Origin of the sequence: Solibacillus sp. R5-41, assembly GCF_002736105.1 — a bacterium.
Classification (GTDB): domain Bacteria; phylum Bacillota; class Bacilli; order Bacillales_A; family Planococcaceae; genus Solibacillus.
Genome location: NZ_CP024123.1, coordinates 431,327 through 448,227, shown reverse-complemented (window position 1 = coordinate 448,227; position 16,901 = coordinate 431,327). Strand labels below are relative to the sequence as shown.

Annotated in this window: 17 protein-coding genes, 1 riboswitch and 1 other annotated feature; of the genes, 12 read left to right on the top strand and 5 right to left on the bottom strand. The window is 39.9% G+C overall.

Annotated elements, in window-relative coordinates; translation table 11 throughout:
• Positions 1-223: 223 nt before the first annotated feature.
• Positions 224-904 (bottom strand): uracil-DNA glycosylase, encoded by a 681-nt coding sequence (locus CSE16_RS02145; RefSeq protein WP_371514517.1) that lies wholly within the window; start codon positions 902-904, stop codon positions 224-226.
• 168 nt (positions 905-1,072) lie between these two features.
• Between CSE16_RS02145 and thiD the strand changes: the two genes are divergently transcribed.
• From thiD to CSE16_RS02125, 4 genes are all read left to right on the top strand, one after another.
• Positions 1,073-1,921 (top strand): bifunctional hydroxymethylpyrimidine kinase/phosphomethylpyrimidine kinase, encoded by an 849-nt coding sequence (gene thiD, locus CSE16_RS02140; RefSeq protein WP_099422349.1) that lies wholly within the window; start codon positions 1,073-1,075, stop codon positions 1,919-1,921.
• Positions 1,922-2,095: 174 nt separating this feature from the next.
• A complete protein-coding gene (locus CSE16_RS02135) occupies positions 2,096-2,446 on the top strand; it encodes a YojF family protein (RefSeq protein ID WP_099422348.1) in 351 nt (116 codons plus the stop codon).
• A 12-nt stretch (positions 2,447-2,458) separates the two neighbouring features.
• On the top strand, positions 2,459-3,136 hold the full coding sequence (gene bshB2, locus CSE16_RS02130; RefSeq protein ID WP_099422347.1) for a bacillithiol biosynthesis deacetylase BshB2: 678 nt from the start codon (positions 2,459-2,461) through the stop codon (positions 3,134-3,136).
• A gap of 267 nt (positions 3,137-3,403) precedes the next feature.
• Positions 3,404-4,756, top strand: coding sequence for a YjiH family protein (locus tag CSE16_RS02125; protein WP_099422346.1), 1,353 nt, complete (start codon positions 3,404-3,406; stop codon positions 4,754-4,756).
• 59 nt (positions 4,757-4,815) lie between these two features.
• On the opposite strand, the gene CSE16_RS02120 is transcribed toward CSE16_RS02125, so the two are convergent.
• Positions 4,816-5,313: an SRPBCC family protein gene (locus CSE16_RS02120; protein WP_099422345.1), complete on the bottom strand. Its 498-nt coding sequence runs from the start codon at positions 5,311-5,313 to the stop codon at positions 4,816-4,818.
• 414 nt (positions 5,314-5,727) lie between these two features.
• Here CSE16_RS02120 and ilvA point away from each other — a divergent pair, with 414 nt between their 5' ends.
• Positions 5,728-6,990, top strand: a complete 1,263-nt coding sequence (ilvA, locus tag CSE16_RS02115) for a threonine ammonia-lyase IlvA (protein ID WP_099422344.1) — start codon at positions 5,728-5,730, stop codon at positions 6,988-6,990.
• A gap of 51 nt (positions 6,991-7,041) precedes the next feature.
• Here ilvA and CSE16_RS02110 read toward each other — a convergent pair whose 3' ends face one another.
• From CSE16_RS02110 to CSE16_RS02100, 3 genes are all read right to left on the bottom strand, one after another.
• Complete coding sequence (locus tag CSE16_RS02110) at positions 7,042-7,836, bottom strand: ABC transporter ATP-binding protein (RefSeq protein WP_099422343.1); 795 nt, start codon at positions 7,834-7,836, stop codon at positions 7,042-7,044.
• The gene (locus CSE16_RS02105; RefSeq protein WP_099422342.1) at positions 7,829-8,869 is read right to left on the bottom strand and encodes an ABC transporter permease; all 1,041 of its coding nucleotides are present in this window, start codon (positions 8,867-8,869) and stop codon (positions 7,829-7,831) included. The genes CSE16_RS02110 and CSE16_RS02105 overlap by 8 nt, the downstream gene beginning before the upstream one ends.
• 89 nt (positions 8,870-8,958) lie before the next feature.
• A complete protein-coding gene (locus CSE16_RS02100; protein ID WP_099422341.1) occupies positions 8,959-9,975 on the bottom strand; it encodes an ABC transporter substrate-binding protein in 1,017 nt (338 codons plus the stop codon).
• Positions 9,976-10,252: 277 nt separating this feature from the next.
• Positions 10,253-10,297, top strand: a riboswitch (PreQ1 riboswitch).
• A gap of 7 nt (positions 10,298-10,304) precedes the next feature.
• Here CSE16_RS02100 and CSE16_RS02095 point away from each other — a divergent pair.
• From CSE16_RS02095 to trpA, 7 genes are all read left to right on the top strand, one after another.
• A complete protein-coding gene (locus CSE16_RS02095; protein ID WP_099422340.1) occupies positions 10,305-10,790 on the top strand; it encodes a QueT transporter family protein in 486 nt (161 codons plus the stop codon).
• Between the two features lie 188 nt (positions 10,791-10,978).
• Positions 10,979-11,269: a binding site (T-box leader), on the top strand.
• 180 nt (positions 11,270-11,449) lie between these two features.
• Complete coding sequence (locus tag CSE16_RS02090; protein WP_099422339.1) at positions 11,450-12,448, top strand: chorismate-binding protein; 999 nt, start codon at positions 11,450-11,452, stop codon at positions 12,446-12,448.
• Between the two features lie 5 nt (positions 12,449-12,453).
• On the top strand, positions 12,454-13,491 hold the full coding sequence (gene trpD, locus CSE16_RS02085) for an anthranilate phosphoribosyltransferase (protein ID WP_099422338.1): 1,038 nt from the start codon (positions 12,454-12,456) through the stop codon (positions 13,489-13,491).
• On the top strand, positions 13,488-14,282 hold the full coding sequence (gene trpC / locus CSE16_RS02080) for an indole-3-glycerol phosphate synthase TrpC (protein WP_099422337.1): 795 nt from the start codon (positions 13,488-13,490) through the stop codon (positions 14,280-14,282). The genes trpD and trpC overlap by 4 nt, the downstream gene beginning before the upstream one ends.
• Positions 14,279-14,896, top strand: coding sequence for a phosphoribosylanthranilate isomerase (locus CSE16_RS02075; protein WP_099422336.1), 618 nt, complete (start codon positions 14,279-14,281; stop codon positions 14,894-14,896). The genes trpC and CSE16_RS02075 overlap by 4 nt, the downstream gene beginning before the upstream one ends.
• Positions 14,893-16,080: a tryptophan synthase subunit beta gene (gene trpB, locus CSE16_RS02070; protein ID WP_099422335.1), complete on the top strand. Its 1,188-nt coding sequence runs from the start codon at positions 14,893-14,895 to the stop codon at positions 16,078-16,080. The genes CSE16_RS02075 and trpB overlap by 4 nt, the downstream gene beginning before the upstream one ends.
• Entirely contained in the window at positions 16,077-16,856 is a 780-nt protein-coding gene (gene trpA / locus CSE16_RS02065) for a tryptophan synthase subunit alpha (protein ID WP_099422334.1), read from the top strand. The genes trpB and trpA overlap by 4 nt, the downstream gene beginning before the upstream one ends.
• The last annotated feature ends 45 nt before the right edge of the window (positions 16,857-16,901 follow it).

Sequence of the window (16,901 nt, the reverse complement as noted above, 5' to 3'; positions counted from 1 at the left end):
CCCTCTCTTTCTATTACACTTTACCATAAAATCAATTACACCTCGGCTAATTTTTGTCCAGATTTTTTCAAGCATGCTCGAAAAAATCCTCTAAAAATTTGTGACATCCGCCGGGGTCTTTGGGTCAAATGATGTTGGTCAATTAGGCGTTGTCACTGGACGTGACGGATTTAGCCTTTTTCCCTACCTTTAGCCTGAGTTCCCCTACTTCTGCTGAAGCAAGTTAATCGGATAAACACCATTGAATCGGCTCGTTCCCCATTGCGATTAATGCCGCATTTGTTTGTGAATAAGGCTTACTCCCAAAAAAACCGCGATATGCACTTAGCGGACTTGGGTGTGGTGCTTCTAGGATAATATGATTTTTATGAAAACGTTCGATTAATGTACGCTTACTTTGTGCAGGCTTACCCCATAGAAGAAAAACAGCGGGCTCTGCACGGTTGGCAATACGTTCAATGATGGCATCTGTAAATTCCTCCCAGCCCTGTCCTTTATGTGCGTTTGCCTCTTTTTCACGTACTGTAAGCACCGTATTTAATAGGAGAACTCCCTGCTCTGCCCATGCTGTTAAATCACCATTTTGCGGAATCGGACAGCCGACATCCTCCTGTAATTCTTTCAACATATTTTTCAAGCTTGGCGGCAGCTTTTGTCCATTCTTTACTGAAAAGCTTAAACCGTGCGCTTGATTAATGCCATGATACGGATCCTGCCCTAAAATAACGACTTTTACAATTGGGAAATCCGTTAATTGTAAAGCATTCAAAATATCCGACTTTTTCGGATAAACCGTTTCTTCACTATATTGCTGTTGTAAAAATTGCTGGAGCTGTTGAAAATAAGGTTGTTGTAATTGTGGAGCTAAAATATCACGCCACGTATTCGTTAAAGTCTCGATCAATGTGCTTTCACCTCTGTCCAAACAGTAATCAATACTGGCTCAAAATTCAAGTATCACCTCACCTGACCTTATAGTTTTTTCGTATTCTGACTATTTCAAGCAGTCAGAAGCAAGTTATAATTAATACTATAAATAACAATTTGTTTTTTAAATAAGGAGATGTTTTTCATGTCATTGAAAAAAACGTTAACAATTGCAGGTTCAGATACATCAGCTGGTGCAGGGATGCAGGCTGACTTAAAGGCTTTCCAAGAGCATGGCACATATGGCATGGTTGCCCTTACTGTTGTCGTAACGATGGACCCAAAAACATGGAGCCACAATGTAACACCGCTCCCTACTGAATTATTACAAAAACAAATTGATACTGCCCTTTCAACAGGTGTAGATGCCGTTAAAACAGGGATGCTGTCAACTGAGGAAATTATTAAAATTGCTTCAGATGCTATTCAAAAATCAGGAACAGACAAAGTTGTCATTGACCCAGTTATGATTTGTAAAGGTGATGATGAAGTTTTAAATCCAGGTAACACAACTGCGATGATTAACTATTTATTACCTTACGCAACTGTTGTTACACCAAATCTTTTTGAAGCGGGACAATTAGCAGGAACTGGTACACCAAAAACAATTGAAGAAATGCAAGTTGCTGCTGCTAAAATCCATGCATTAGGTGCTAAAAACGTTGTCATTAAAGGCGGAAAAGCATTAGCCCATGAAAAAGCAGTAGATTTATTCTTTGATGGTAATGAATTCAAGCTACTTGAAACTGAGAAAATCGCTTCTACGTATAATCATGGTGCAGGCTGTACGTTTGCGGCTAGTGTATGTGCGAACTTAGCAAACGGCTTCACTGTGGAAGAATCGGTTGTTGAAGCAAAAGAATTCGTTTCAGCTGCTATTAAACACGGCTGGGCTTTAAACGATCACGTTGGTCCTGTCATGCACGGTGCAAAACCACGTTTCGGCGCACCACAAGTAACCGTTACAACAATTCCAAGTGTAACAATCGCATAATTCGACCAATCTAAATGAAAGTCACACAAGATGCTTTGTCGCCTTGTGTGACTTTTTTATTGGTAAAAGGAATCTGAAATATGCTCATTTTGACGAAACACGCGCCTTTCTATTTTCTTTTATCGGCTCATTTTACTATACTAAAGTGAGAGTACGATTTAGGGGGATTAAAAGATGAAGGAAGTAAATACGCAAGAACTCCAACAATTACTGAATTCTTTTGCAAATAAAGACGTTTTTATTCATTTAGAAACGACAAATGGCTCTTACGCGGCCCATTACGATGAAAAATTTTTTAATGCAGGTGCGTTTATCCGCAATGTCAAATTACGTTACGAGTTAGGCAAAATTGTTGGGGATGCCCCACACCGTGTTGGTTTAAAAATGGAGCATGGCTGGGTTTATGCGCAGGGCATCACACATTTTAAGTTGGATACAGAAGGTCGCCTATTAATGGCTGGTTTAGATTATACAGGGAAGCTGGCAGTCGCACTTGAAATTAGCGAAAAGCCATTTGCTTATTAAGGGGGAAATACAATGACTTTACAAGAGGAACGCCACGTTTTAGTTATTTACCCTCATCCAGATGATGAAGCGTTTTCAGTTGCTGGTACGGTGCGTATGTATAGTAATATGGGTGTACCCGTTACATACGCTTGTTTAACATTAGGCGAAATGGGCCGAAATTTAGGAAACCCACCTTTTGCGACACGTGAATCTTTACCAGACATTCGCCGCCAAGAGCTCCTTGCTGCATGTGTGGCAATGGGCATTGAAGATTTACGAATGATGGGCTTACGTGATAAAACGGTTGAATTTGAAGATGATGAAAAAATGGTGAAGCTTGTAACGAATTTAATCGAGGAATTAAATCCTTCGATTGTCTACACATTCTTCCCAGGCTTTGCCGTACATCCAGATCATGAAGCAACAGCTCGTGCGGTCGTTGAAGCAGTACGTCGCATGCCAAAAGAATCACGCCCTCGTATTTTAGCGGTTGCATTTGCGAATGATACAATCGAAAAAATTGGTGAAGCGCCAATTGTAATCGACATTCGTAGTGTGAAGGACGATAAAATAAAGGCTTTACAAGCACATGCTTCTCAAACCGCTTGGATGATGGCTGAAACAGCTAAGCGTGTAGACGATGGTGAAACGTTAACAGACAGCTGGTTAAATGTCGAAAAATTTTACCCAATTACATTTGAAGACTAACTGTATAATTATTATTTTAGGCGAGGGATTATTCCTTCGCCTTTTTCATACAATAAAATGTTTTTTTATACAGTTATATAATTTATAAATATGAGGGAAACTCTATATAACAAACTTTTCACAAATACATCCCCCAACTGTTATTCATAATTTTAATCACTCTAAAAAATCTGAAAAATTAATCTTTAACAAAAAGAGTAGACATCTGCATATATTCAGTTTATATTGTATAAATATACAAATCGACAACAAAAGAGGTTAACATATATGACGAAAAAATTTCCTTTCTATACTTGGTTCCTGTTCGTTGTACTTTCGGCATTAGGGGTATTTTTATTCATTACACCGATTAATACCGAAGAAGGCATGAAGGTTCCAATTGCGATTCTTGCCAATATGCTTGCAGGTAAAGTCGAGCCGTTTATCCATTGGTTTGCACTCATTACCTTTACTATTGCAGCAGCTGGGTCAGTCATCATGCAATTTATTCCACAAAAAGGACCACGTACACTGATGGATTCTTTATTCCGTGTCAACTGGTTCTGGACAATTATGCGTGTACTTGCCGTCATTTTTACGACGATGTACTTATTCCAGGTCGGTCCTGAAAGCATTATTAGTGAAAATACTGCGGGTATATTAATTGATCCGGCTTCTGGTCTTGTGACATTTATGTTCGTGCTATTTTTATTTGCAGGGCTATTATTACCTTTATTAACAGACTTTGGTCTACTTGAATTTTTCGGTTCAATGATGGTAAAAGTTATGCGTCCCCTTTTCAAAATTCCTGGGCGCGCTGCAGTTGACTGTTTAGCTTCATGGGTTGGTGATGGAACGATTGGTGTTCTATTAACGAGCAAGCAATATGAAGAAAAAAATTATACAGGACGTGAAGCAGCAACGATTGCCACAACCTTCTCTGTCGTTTCGATTACGTTTTGCTTAGTTGTTATTGAAACGATTGGCATTGCGGATTACTTTTTAGAGTTTTATGCATCAGTCGTTTTTTCTGGTATCGTTTTAGCCTTTATTATGCCGCGTATTTATCCGTTAAAACAAAAGGCCGATACATTAATCGATGGTACAGAAGCTCCTGCGAATCGTGAAGATGTACAAGAAGGCTTTAACGCATTTTCTTTCGGCTTACACAACGCGTTAACGAAAGCTGAATCAAATAAAAACTTAGGTAAAATTATCGCAAGTGGGTTTAAAAACGTGTTAGAAATGTGGTTTGCCGTTACCCCGATTATTATGGCGTTCGGTACAATTGCATTAGTGCTTGCTGAATTTACAAGTGTATTCCGTATTTTAGGGATGCCATTCGAGCCAATTTTAACATTATTACAAATTCCAGAAGCGAGTGAAGCTGCTCAAACGATGATTGTCGGTTTTGCCGATATGCTTTTACCTTCTGTTTTAGGTGCTGGCATTGAATCAGAATTAACGCGTTTCTTCATTGCAACGGTTTCTGTAACACAATTAATTTACTTATCTGAAGTAGGTGGATTAATTTTAGGAACAAAATTACCGTTGAAATTATGGGATCTATTCGCGATTTTCTTAATCCGTACAATTATTTCGATTCCAATCATCGCTGCGATTGCACATATTATATTTTAAGTGAAAAGCCATTTTGATTTATACGTCAAAATGGCTTTTTGTATGATTATGAAAGTAAATTATTGCGGGTAATTAATTTTTCCTGTTTCAACTAGTTGTTTTAAACCTTCAAACATATAGTGCCAACCTTGCTCAGAGCTGACAACATATTCTTTTTCTGCCTTTTCAATGTCATCTTGACTCCAACCTTCTTCATGCGGCACTGTAATTTCTTGTGTAAATGTCATTTCAGAACCGTTTTCCGTATTTTTCAACTCAACTGTAATTATGTCCTCAGTTTCACTAAACTGTGGCATTCTAAATGTTTTACGAATTAAATTTGGTTGGTCCAATGTTAAATACTTACCTATCGCTCGGTAATCTATACCTCCGCGATGATCTACAATTTCCCATGTCCCCCCCTCCACCGGTTCATTTGTAGCCACTTTATTTGTATGTTCCATTGTAAAAAGCCATTTTTTTATCATTTGCGCGCTCAACCATGCATTCATAACACTTTCTGCAGGTACTGCAAATGTTCTTTTCATTGTTAACATTGTTTTTGACGTATTCTGCATTGTCTTTCATCTCCTTATGCTTGTTCTAACTTTAAGATATACGACTTTCATTTCATTAAGCAACTTTTAAATTCATTTCATTTATGAACTCTCTACTCTCCAATAAAGCGTTTTCATTGTGTTTATTTCGTGAAATTTCATAATTAACTGAATTTTAAAACATTAACACTTCTTTTTATGTTAAACTGAATCAATTACGCCTCGGCGTAATTGCGTCCAGATTTTTTTTAGCTTGCTCAAAAAAAATTCCGCTAAAAATCTGTGACATCCGCCAGGGGCTTTAACTTGATTCATCCGGGGATTGAACCCCACTGAATTAAGGTTGTATCTGGCATGCATCCCTCACTTATAGAAGTGGAGGACTTCTGCTGAAGCAAGTTAAACTTTGATCTAAATAACGGAGGTTACATGGGAATGGAAGTTGCACAAATGAAAACAATTGCAGTGGAGCATATTTTGATTGCGCACCATTTTTTAAAGGATGTAGTCGTACATACACCGCTTCAACGTAATGATTATTTATCTGAAAAATATGGGGCAAATATTTATTTTAAACGAGAGGACCTGCAACATGTCCGTTCTTTTAAGTTGCGCGGTGCCTACTATAAAATTAAAAAAATTGAAGAACAGGCACGTGATACGGGTGTTGTTTGTGCGAGTGCAGGCAATCATGCACAAGGCGTTGCTTATGCTTGTGCGAAACTTGAAATTCAAGCGACCATTTTCATGCCAAAAACGACCCCAAAACAGAAAATTGATCAAGTGCGGATGTTCGGTCGCAACTTTATTGAAATTCAGCTATCTGGAGATACATTTGACGATTCTGCTGCGAGTGCCCTTGCTTATTGCGAGGCAGAAGGGCGTGTTTTTATTCATCCTTTTGACGATTTAGATGTCATTGCTGGTCAAGGGACAGTTGCTGTTGAAATTATGAATGATATTGAAGAGCCGATAGACTACGTTTTTGGTAGTATTGGTGGTGGTGGTTTAATGGCTGGCGTATCTGCTTATATTAAAAACCTATCACCGAATAGTAAAGTTATTGGTGTGGAGCCTGCTGGGGCTGCCAGTATGAAATCTGCCTTCGAGCAAGAGGGACCCACTACACTAGATTGGATTGATAAATTTGTAGATGGTGCCGCTGTAAAGTTAGCAGGCAATGAAACGTATCAAGTTTGTAAAACACATTTAGATGATATTATTACTATCCCTGAAGGTAAGGTTTGCACGACCATTCTAGATTTATATAATAAACATGCCATTGTTGCAGAGCCTGCTGGGGCACTTTCTGTTGCAGCACTCGATTTTTACGCGGAAGAAATTCGAGGGAAATCTGTTGTCATCATTATTTCAGGCGGAAACAATGACATCGGCCGAATGCAGGAAATTAAGGAGCGCTCATTAATTTATGAAGGGTTACTGCATTACTTCATCGTCAGCTTCCCACAGCGTTCTGGTGCATTGCGTCAATTTTTAACATCCGTACTTGGGCCAAATGATGATATTACAACGTTTGAATATACGAAAAAGAACAATAAAGAAAGCGGACCTGCACTTGTCGGTATTGAAATCGGCCACCCAGATGATCGAGTCGGTTTATTAGAACGCATGTCCGCAAATGGTTTTGAATATAAAGAAGTGAATAAGGATAGTACGTTATTTGCGCTATTAGTATAACGAAACAAACAAGCCCGCATTCCTCATATGAAGGAATACGGGCTTGTTCTTTCATCCTAGTAATGCGCGGTCTGAATTCATTTTTTCTCCGCGAATTTGTTCAAATTCAGCCATTAAATCTGGAATGGTTAATGCAGACTTTCGTTCCGCACCGACTTCCAAAATAATTTGACCTTTGTCCATCATAATGAGGCGATTTCCTAAATCCAGCGCCTGCTGCATATTGTGCGTTACCATAAGCGTCGTTAAGCTACTTTCCTCAACAAGCACCTTTGTTAGCTTTGTAATGAGCTCTGCACGTGACGGATCAAGGGCTGCTGTATGTTCATCTAATAATAAAATGGCTGGTTTTGTAAACGTCGCCATTAACAAGCTTAACGCTTGGCGCTCACCACCTGATAGTAATCCGACCTTAGCAGTTAAACGGTTTTCCAAATTAAGGTGAAGCTTTTCTAATGATTGCTTGAAAAATTCCCGACGCTTTTTATCTACACCACCACGTAATCCACGTTTTGCATTTCGTGAATACGCGATTGCCAAGTTTTCCTCAATCGTCATAGAGGGTGCCGTACCCGCCATTGGATCCTGGAAAACGCGTCCGATATGCACCGCGCGTTTATGCTCAGGAATACGCGTTAAATCATTGCCATCAATGACAACCGATCCAAAATCCGGGGTCAATGCACCAGAAATCATATTCATCATCGTTGACTTCCCTGCACCATTACTGCCGATAATTGTAACAAAATCACCCGCTGCTAAATACAAATTAATATTGTCTAATGCATTTTTTTCATCCGGTGTACCTTCGTTAAATATTTTGTTGATGCCATCTAGTTTAAGCAAGACCATTTCCCCCTTGCTCTACATTTATCGTCGCCTTTTGAGCTGCTACCCGCGCCGCTAAACGCTTTGCCTTACGTTTCTTCTCTTGTTGCTTATTTAAAACTTGTGGAATAATTAATGCTAAAATGACGATAATTGCGGTAATTAATTTCATATCCCCCGTGTCTAACCAGCCAACACGCAGCGCAAGAGCATAAATTAAACGGTAAATAACCGCACCCGCAATAACTGCAAATGTTGTGCGTACGATTGATTTCGTACCAAAAATGGCTTCACCTATAATAACCGAGGCTAATCCGACAACAATCATCCCTATGCCAAGGCCGATATCCGCAAACTTTGTATACTGGGCAATTAACGCACCAGATAATGCCACCATCCCGTTTGATAAGCCGAGACCTAAAATGATTAAAGAATCTGTGTTGGCAGAAAAGCTTCGAATCATTCGTTTATTGTCCCCTGTCGCTCGAATAGCAAGCCCAATTTCTGTTTTTAAGAATCGATCCATTACGAATTTGATGACAATTGTTACGACCATCATGAAAATTAAAATGCCCCATGACGATGGAAGTGATTTGCCTCCCATTGCTGTTACTGCATTTGAAAGTACATTATCAATTCCTAGTTTTGACCAGAAGTCGTTAAACATCGTGAACACTGTTTCCGTATTTAATAATGGAATATTTGGACGTGTTACCCCTGTGTCAGATGTTATTCCCATAATACGGAGGTTGATGGAATACAAGGCAATCATCATTAAAATCCCAGATAGTAACGGATTGATTTTACCCTTTGTGTGCAATAAACCTGTCATACATCCTGCAATAAATCCAGCAACGGTTGCTACGATTGTCGCTAAAATTGGGTTGTAACCAAGCACAATCATCATTGCTGCTGTACCAGCCCCCGTCACAAAGCTACCATCGACTGTTAAATCCGGAAAATCCAACACTCGGAATGTTAAATACACCCCGAGCGCCATAATTGCATAGATGATCCCTTGCTCAACTGAACCAAACAAAGCTGTAAACATTTTGAACCATCTCCTAACTGTTTTTTATTGTTTAAGTTGTTTTAAAATGAGGATTCGCGCTAAGTAGTAGATCTTAGCGCGAATCGGTATTACTGTGCTTCTGCTTCCCACTCAGGCTTAATTTCTAAACCGATTGTTTCCGCAGTCTTTTCGTTAATTAATAGTTTTAAATTAGCTGGGTATGCCGCTGGAATTTCAGCTGGTGTTTTACCTTCTAATAAGATTTGTGCCGCCATTTGACCTGCTTCATAACCAATATCAAAGTATTCAAATCCGTACGCTGCTAAACCGCCACGCGCTACTGAATCAAGCTCGCCTACGATTAATGGCAATTTGTTTGCGTTTGCAACACCGATTACTGATTCTAAAGCCGATACTACCGTGTTATCTGTAATAATATAAAACGCCTCTACTTTACCAAGTAAAGATTCCGCAGCTTGTTGCACTTCTGCCGGAGTAGATGCAGGCGCTTCAACAATTGTTAAGCCCTCTTTCGCTGCTAATTCTTTTACTGTCGTAATTTGCGCTACTGAGTTTTGCTCCCCTGCGTTGTAAACCATACCGATATTTTTTACACCTAATTCTTTTAAGAATGCAATTGTTTTTGGCATAGTTTCTGGATGTAAATCAATTGTACCTGTCACGTTGCCACCTGGTGCTTCCATTGAATCAATTAATTCTGCGCCAACCGCGTCTGTTACAGATGTGAACAGAATTGGAATTTCAGTCGTTACACTTTTTACGGCTTGGGCTGATGGTGTTGAGTTGGCAAAAATTAAATCTACATTTTCACTTACTAGCTGTTGCGCAATCGTTAAATTGGCCGTGTTATCGTTGCTTGCAGATTTATCGATATACTCTGCTTTAATACCAGCATCTTCAATTGCTTTTTTGAATCCTGCTTTTGCTGCATCTAATGATGGATGTTCAACAATTTGAGTTGTCCCAATTTTAAATGTTTTCCCGTCCTCTGTTTTGGCTGCATTGGCTGATCCAATATTATCCGCATTTTTAGATGTTGAATCTTGTTCTTCCCCTCCACATGCTGCCAATAATAAAAGAAGCCCAAATACTAAAAACGAAAGCCTCATTAACTTTTTAGTCATTAACAATAATCCCCCTATTTCTTTCTCTATTTTATGTGTCACACTTCATCTGGATGAAGTGTGAATTAAAGCTATATTACCTCTACGTTTTCAGATAGTCAATAACATTTAGAATTTTCTGACATATTTTCACGCCTATATTTTTAACTATTTTCATTAATTTGGCGCTTTAAACCGCTAAACTACTGTATTCTTTGAATTTGTGACAATATATAAAAATAATTGTGAAATTTGACGAAAGTCCCGTCATTATATTAAAATATTACCTTATGCAAAAAGCATCGTGGTTCGTAACCATCCCACGTAAAAAAACTAGGAGGAATTGAATTATGAAAGTAAAATTTTTAGCTATGAGTGCCATTATTGCTGCTCTTTACATTGCAGTAACGATGCTTGTTGCTCCAATTAGTTTCGGTCAAGTACAGTTTCGTATCGCCGAAATGTTTAACCATTTAATCGCTTTTAACCCACGCTATATGGTTGGTGTGGTATTGGGCGTATTTATTTCTAACTTCTTGATGTCCTCAGTTGGACCAATGGATTTAATTTTTGGTGTTGGCCACACGATTATTACATTAGGTATTTTCATTGTCATTTGTAAGTTCGTGAAAAATATTTGGGCACGCCTAATTATTAATACATTGTTATTTACATTTACAATGTTTATTATCGCGGCGCAATTAAATCTTGTGTTGGACTTACCATTCTGGGAAACATGGGCTTTTGTCGCATTCGGTGAGTTCGTTGTCCTTGCTGTAGGTGCACCGATTATGTACGCACTGAATAAACGATTAAACTTCAAAAAATTAATCTAAATGGTTTCAACCAACTAGCAATTGTTAGTTGGTTTTTTTATTTTCATTTTTACCTCTCGGAATTATTTGACTTTTCTTTCTAATAATGAGTACAATGTTTCTATTCTAATTTGTTCGTGTACATGGTAGCAGGTTGCGATAGCGTGACCACCATACTAGCAAAGTTTAGATGAGTTTAGCTGAGTTGAGTCAAATTGATGAATAAGAAGAGTAGCATTTTTTGGTGGATAGAAAAAGGAACTTTCTTATCTACCTCAGTAAGGACATGACAGTGCATTATTTAGTGCAAGGTGAAGTTCTTCTGATTTTGCTTAGAGAGCGCATGGCTGGTGAAAATGCGTCAAAATAAAAATGTGAATGGGCCTTATGAAAGCTACTAGCGTTAGTTAGTGGACGGTTTCCCTGCCGTTATCAGGAATGAGTGGAAGTAGTAGTTTTGCTTCAATCGAGGTGGCAACGCGGTATTTATCGCCCTCAACAAAAGGATTTTTCCTTTTGTTGAGGGCTTTTTTTTTATCTTCGTTCAGTAGAGGACTCCCATCTATAAATGTTGAGGTGAATGCATTGTTCGTCATTATTAGTGTATGGTCAAATGCACACTGAACGAAGATAAAGCGCCGGCGGATGTCATAGATTCTAAAACTAAAGGAGTGTTCAATATGACATTAAAGCAAAAATTTCGTACATCTATGAAAAAGGTGAATGGCGATTTATTAACCCCTATTTCTATTTTTTTGCGACTACAAGGAAAGCGGAAATTTTTACTTGAGAGTTCCACAAAAAATGAAGGCAATGGGCGCTATTCCTTTATTGGCGTCGATCCTCGTAAAACCTATAGCGGAAATGATACACATTTACAGGATTTCTCGCATTTAACCAATAAACACTATCACTATGAAGGTGAACTCATTTCGTTATTGAAACAAGTGATGCCACGTGTTACAAGCCAAACGGAATATCCATTAACGGGCGGTGGCATTGGTTATATTCATGCCCTTCCTGCAACATTACAGTCAACAGTGCCGACGCTCCAGTTTCATGTGTATGACACGCTCATTATTTTTGACCATTTGACTGATGAAATTGCTGTTTTCCATACAAATATTGAAGCCGAACAAGTGGAACCAAATATTGATCAACTAATCGATGAACTGTTCACCGACTCCACTTTAGGTGACACGTATTATACACTTCATTCATTACAGCAAGAATCCCAGAAACTAGCAACCGCACAATTTTCTGGTGATGTGTTTGCCTTATACCGAAATTTACGTGTACAGGAGGCGGCCGCTTATATGTATTACATCGAATTTGATGAATGCACGGTCATTGGGACTTCTCCAAAAAGCTTTTTACAAATTCGAGATGGCGTGCTTTCTACGACGAATGAAGAGGCAAATCTCGACACATTATGTCAAACCAATTCCATAAAGAAACAAAACGCATTGCAGACGGGGTTACTCTCCCCCGCTTTTCACGCCATTGATGCTGTCAAGCAGCTGATTCCACAAGATGGGCTAATTGGTTATATCGGATTTAATGGTCAGGTCGATTTTACAACACCTGTAAAAACTTTGACGATTATTGACGACAAAGCGTATATCCAAACGACAAATGATGCGTCTGACCTTACGTTTCACGCACTTATGAAAGGATGAGGAATATGTCATTACAGCCGTTTATTAACCAACTTAAACGATCTGAACATCTCGTTTTTGAAGAAATGGTGCAGGCCGCACACTATATTTTTAATGAGCAAACTGCGAAACAAGAAATCGCCGACTTTCTTATTGCAATGAGTAACAAAGGAGAAACGGTCCATGAAGTGGCGGGGTTGGCATCAGTTATGCAATCCCATGCAGTCAAAATGAATGCGCCTGAAGGAATTTATATGGATAACTGCGGGACGGGTGGCGACGGCTTGCATAGCTTCAATATTAGTACAACAGCAGCTTTTGTACTCGCGGGCGGTGGCATTTTAGTCGCGAAGCATGGCAACCGGAAAGTATCTAGTTCATCAGGTAGCTCGGATGTTCTAGAGGCACTTGGAATTAAACTCATTCCCGATACAGCGCAAACAACCGATTTACTGAAGGAATACGGCATTGCCTTTTTACATGCACCGAATATGCACCCTAAGCTGAAACGAATCGGGGAAATTCGACAGGCAATCGGCAAGCCAACCATTTTTAACTTAGTAGGACCACTAACGAATCCAGTACCATTAAAAACTCAATTTGTTGGCATTAATCGCCCTAATTTCACAACTGATTATGCAGAAGTTCTTCATATGCTTGGACGCGAACGGGCTGTTGTTGTTTCGGGTGCGCAAGGGATGGATGAGGCCTCATTGGACGGTGAAAATACATTTGTTTTACTCGATTATGGAGATGTTATTCCATTCAAATTGCGAGCTGAGGATGTCGAATTAACCGCGCAACCATTATCGGCCATTCGCGGAGGCAGTCCACAGGAAAATGCGCACATTATGCGCGAGCTATTAGCGGGCAAGCAAAGTGTATATTTCGACACGGTTATTTTAAATGCGGGCATCGGATTTTTTGCTTACGGATTAGCTGAAACGATGAAAGAAGGGATTGAAATGGCGAAGGATAGCATTTTTTCAGGACGCGCACTGCAAAAGCTGCACAATGTCATTGCTTATAGTGAGCAGGTCGAAAAGGAGGGAGCATCAAAATGACAATTTTAACGAAAATTATTAACCAAAAAAAAATGGAATTACCTGCTTTACTTGCAAAAGAGCCCAGCTTCCAAACAGTTCAAAAACAGCGCCCCTCTTTATACGAAACATTGCAGTACACAAAAACAGTACAAATTATCGCTGAAATGAAGCGCGCCTCCCCTTCTAAAGGGGATATCGCGACACATATTGATCCTGTTACACAGGCACTGCAGTATGAAGAAGCTGGCGCGGCATGTATTTCCGTTTTAACAGAGCAAGCATTTTTTAAAGGTTCATTCGAGGATTTAAACGCGGTTGCGAACGCCGTTAATGTTCCGGTATTATGCAAGGATTTTATGATTGATACGGTCCAAATTGATTACGCAAAAGCTGCGGGGGCATCCGTTATTTTACTAATTGTGGCTGCGCTAACTGATGACCAATTACACTCGTTACATGCTTATGCCACTGCCCAAAATTTAGAGGTGCTTGTAGAGGTACATAATGTGGAAGAACTGCAGCGCGCACTTAAAATTGGGGCGAAAATTGTCGGTGTAAATAACCGCAATTTAAATACTTTTGAAGTCAATTTACTGCATACAAAGGAAATCGCCGAGCAACTCCCCCACTCCGATATTGCCTTCATAAGTGAAAGCGGCATTTGGGATGTGGAAGATGCACAATTCGTGGCGAAAGCTGGTGCAAGAGGTGTTTTAGTTGGGGAATCATTAATGCGCAGCGGTGACGTCAAAAAATCACTTCAATCGCTACAAATCGACATAATGACAAAGGATGGCGAAAATCGATGACAAAAGTAAAAATTTGCGGATTAAAAAAGACCAAACATGTAGATGCGGCAATACAGGCAGGCGCTGATTTTATCGGATTCATGTTTGCGCCTAGTAAAAGACGTATATCGGTAGAGGAAACAATCAATTTAGCCGCAATGATCCCGGAAGAGGTAAAAAAAGTGGGAGTGTTTGTTAATGAAGCGCCTGAAATAATTGCACGAATCGCTCGAAATGTGGGCCTTGATTATATTCAATATCACGGAGATGAAACGCCTGAAATGATAGCAGCAATCGGACTGCCATCCATAAAGGCATTTTCCATTCGTTCAAAAGAGGATGTAGTACAAGCGGCAAAATATGATGTGGATTTCTATCTATTTGATGCACCTAGTACGGATTACCGAGGAGGAAGCGGTCATTCATTTGACTGGACGTTATTGGATGATGTAAAAATCCCGCTGGAAAAAGTGATTTTAGCTGGTGGTTTAAATGCAGAAAATGTTGCGCTTGCGATTACACTTGTCGAGCCCTTTGCAGTGGATGTTTCAAGTGGAGTTGAAGTGGATGGACAAAAAAATATCGACGCCATTAAGACATTTATTGAAAAAGCGAAAGGAGAATTAATTTTATGACAACAACAAAAGGACGTTTCGGACAATTTGGGGGGCAATTCGTTCCTGAAACATTGATGACACCATTACAGGAATTAGAGGACGCATATGAGGAAGCAAAACAAGATCCTGATTTTCAGAAGGAGCTTGCTTATTATTTAAAGCAATATGTCGGACGCGAAACACCACTTTATTTTGCTGAACGCTTAACAAAAAAAATGGGTGGTGCGAAAATTTATTTAAAGCGTGAAGATTTAAATCATACGGGCGCCCATAAAATTAATAACGCCATTGGGCAAGCACTTCTCGCTAAACGTATGGGAAAAAAGAAAATTGTTGCAGAAACTGGCGCTGGTCAGCATGGAGTTGCAACGGCTACTGCGTGTTCCCTGCTCGATATGGAATGCATCGTCTATATGGGCGCTGAAGATGTTCGTCGCCAGCAGCTCAATGTTTTCCGTATGGAGTTGCTCGGCACAAAAGTAGTTGCTGTGGAAAAAGGTTCTGCTACATTAAAAGATGCGGTGAATGAAGCATTGCGTCACTGGGTTACACATATCGAGGATACACATTATATTTTAGGCTCTGCACTCGGCCCGCATCCCTTCCCTACAATCGTTCGAGATTTCCAACGTATTATTGGAGATGAAACGCGCGTGCAAATAATTGAGCAGGAAAACCGTTTACCAGATGCAGTATTTGCATGTATTGGTGGAGGAAGTAACGCAATCGGCATGTTTTATCCATTTATTGAAGATACGGATGTTGCCCTTTATGGCATTGAGGCAGCTGGCGAGGGCGTTGACACGAATCAGCATGCGGCAGCCATTCATGTTGGCAAAACCGGCGTACTACACGGGGCATTTATGTATTTATTACAGGATGAAAATGGCTTCATTCAAGAGGCGCATTCCATTTCTGCTGGGCTCGATTATCCAGGTGTTGGACCAGAGCATTGCTATTTACATGAAATCGATCGTGCTAAGTATCCTTCTGTCACAGATGAACAGGCATTACGAGGTGTAAGGCTCCTTTGTGAAACGGAAGGAATTTTACCCGCGATTGAAAGTGCCCATGCCATTTATTATGCGGCTGAATTTGCGAAAGTACGACCAGTAGACGAAATTATTGTCGTTTGCTTATCAGGTCGAGGGGATAAAGATGTGCACACATTAATGGAAAAGTTAGGAGACGTTGAGCAATGATTTTACAGCAAACAATTGAGCAAATACTTGCACGCGGAGATAAGGCATTCATTCCATATATAATGGCTGGTGATGGTGGACTTGAAACGTTAAAGCCAACGATTTTAAAATTGCAGCAGCTTGGCGTTTCCGCGATTGAAATTGGCATTCCTTTTACCGATCCTGTTGCAGACGGACCAACGATTGAAAAAGCTGGAGAACGCGCCCTTGCTCACGGGGTAACGTTACGCAATGTACTAGCGGAACTTTCTCGCTTTGCAGATGACATTTCGGTGCCACTCGTTGCGATGACGTACTTAAATCCAATATTAGCTTATGGCATTGAAGCTTTTGCACGCGATGCTTATGCTGCTGGAATTCGCGGTTTGATTGTTCCTGATATGCCCTTAGAGGAAAGTGCACTCCTACATCCAGCATTAAAAACGCATGGCATCGCATTAGTACAACTTGTTTCATTAACGAGCCCTCTTGAGCGTGTAAAAAAATTAGCAGCGGCGAGTGAAGGCTTTATTTATGCGGTTACAGTAAACGGAACAACAGGGATTCGAGCGGAGTTTGCAGAAAATTTACAAGCTCATTTTAAAGTATTGAAGCAACATAGTGCGGTTCCTATATTGGCCGGGTTTGGCATTTCTACTCCAGAACATGTCAAAAATTTTAGTGCTATTGCAGATGGGGTCATTGTTGGCAGTCAAATTGTCGCCGCTTTGGAGCAGCAGGATTGGACGACGATTGAATCCCTTGTTCATGCGTCAAAAAAAGTAACCGTTCTTTAATCTATCTCCTCTTCCCATCATATGGTAAAGTGAAATAAACTTATA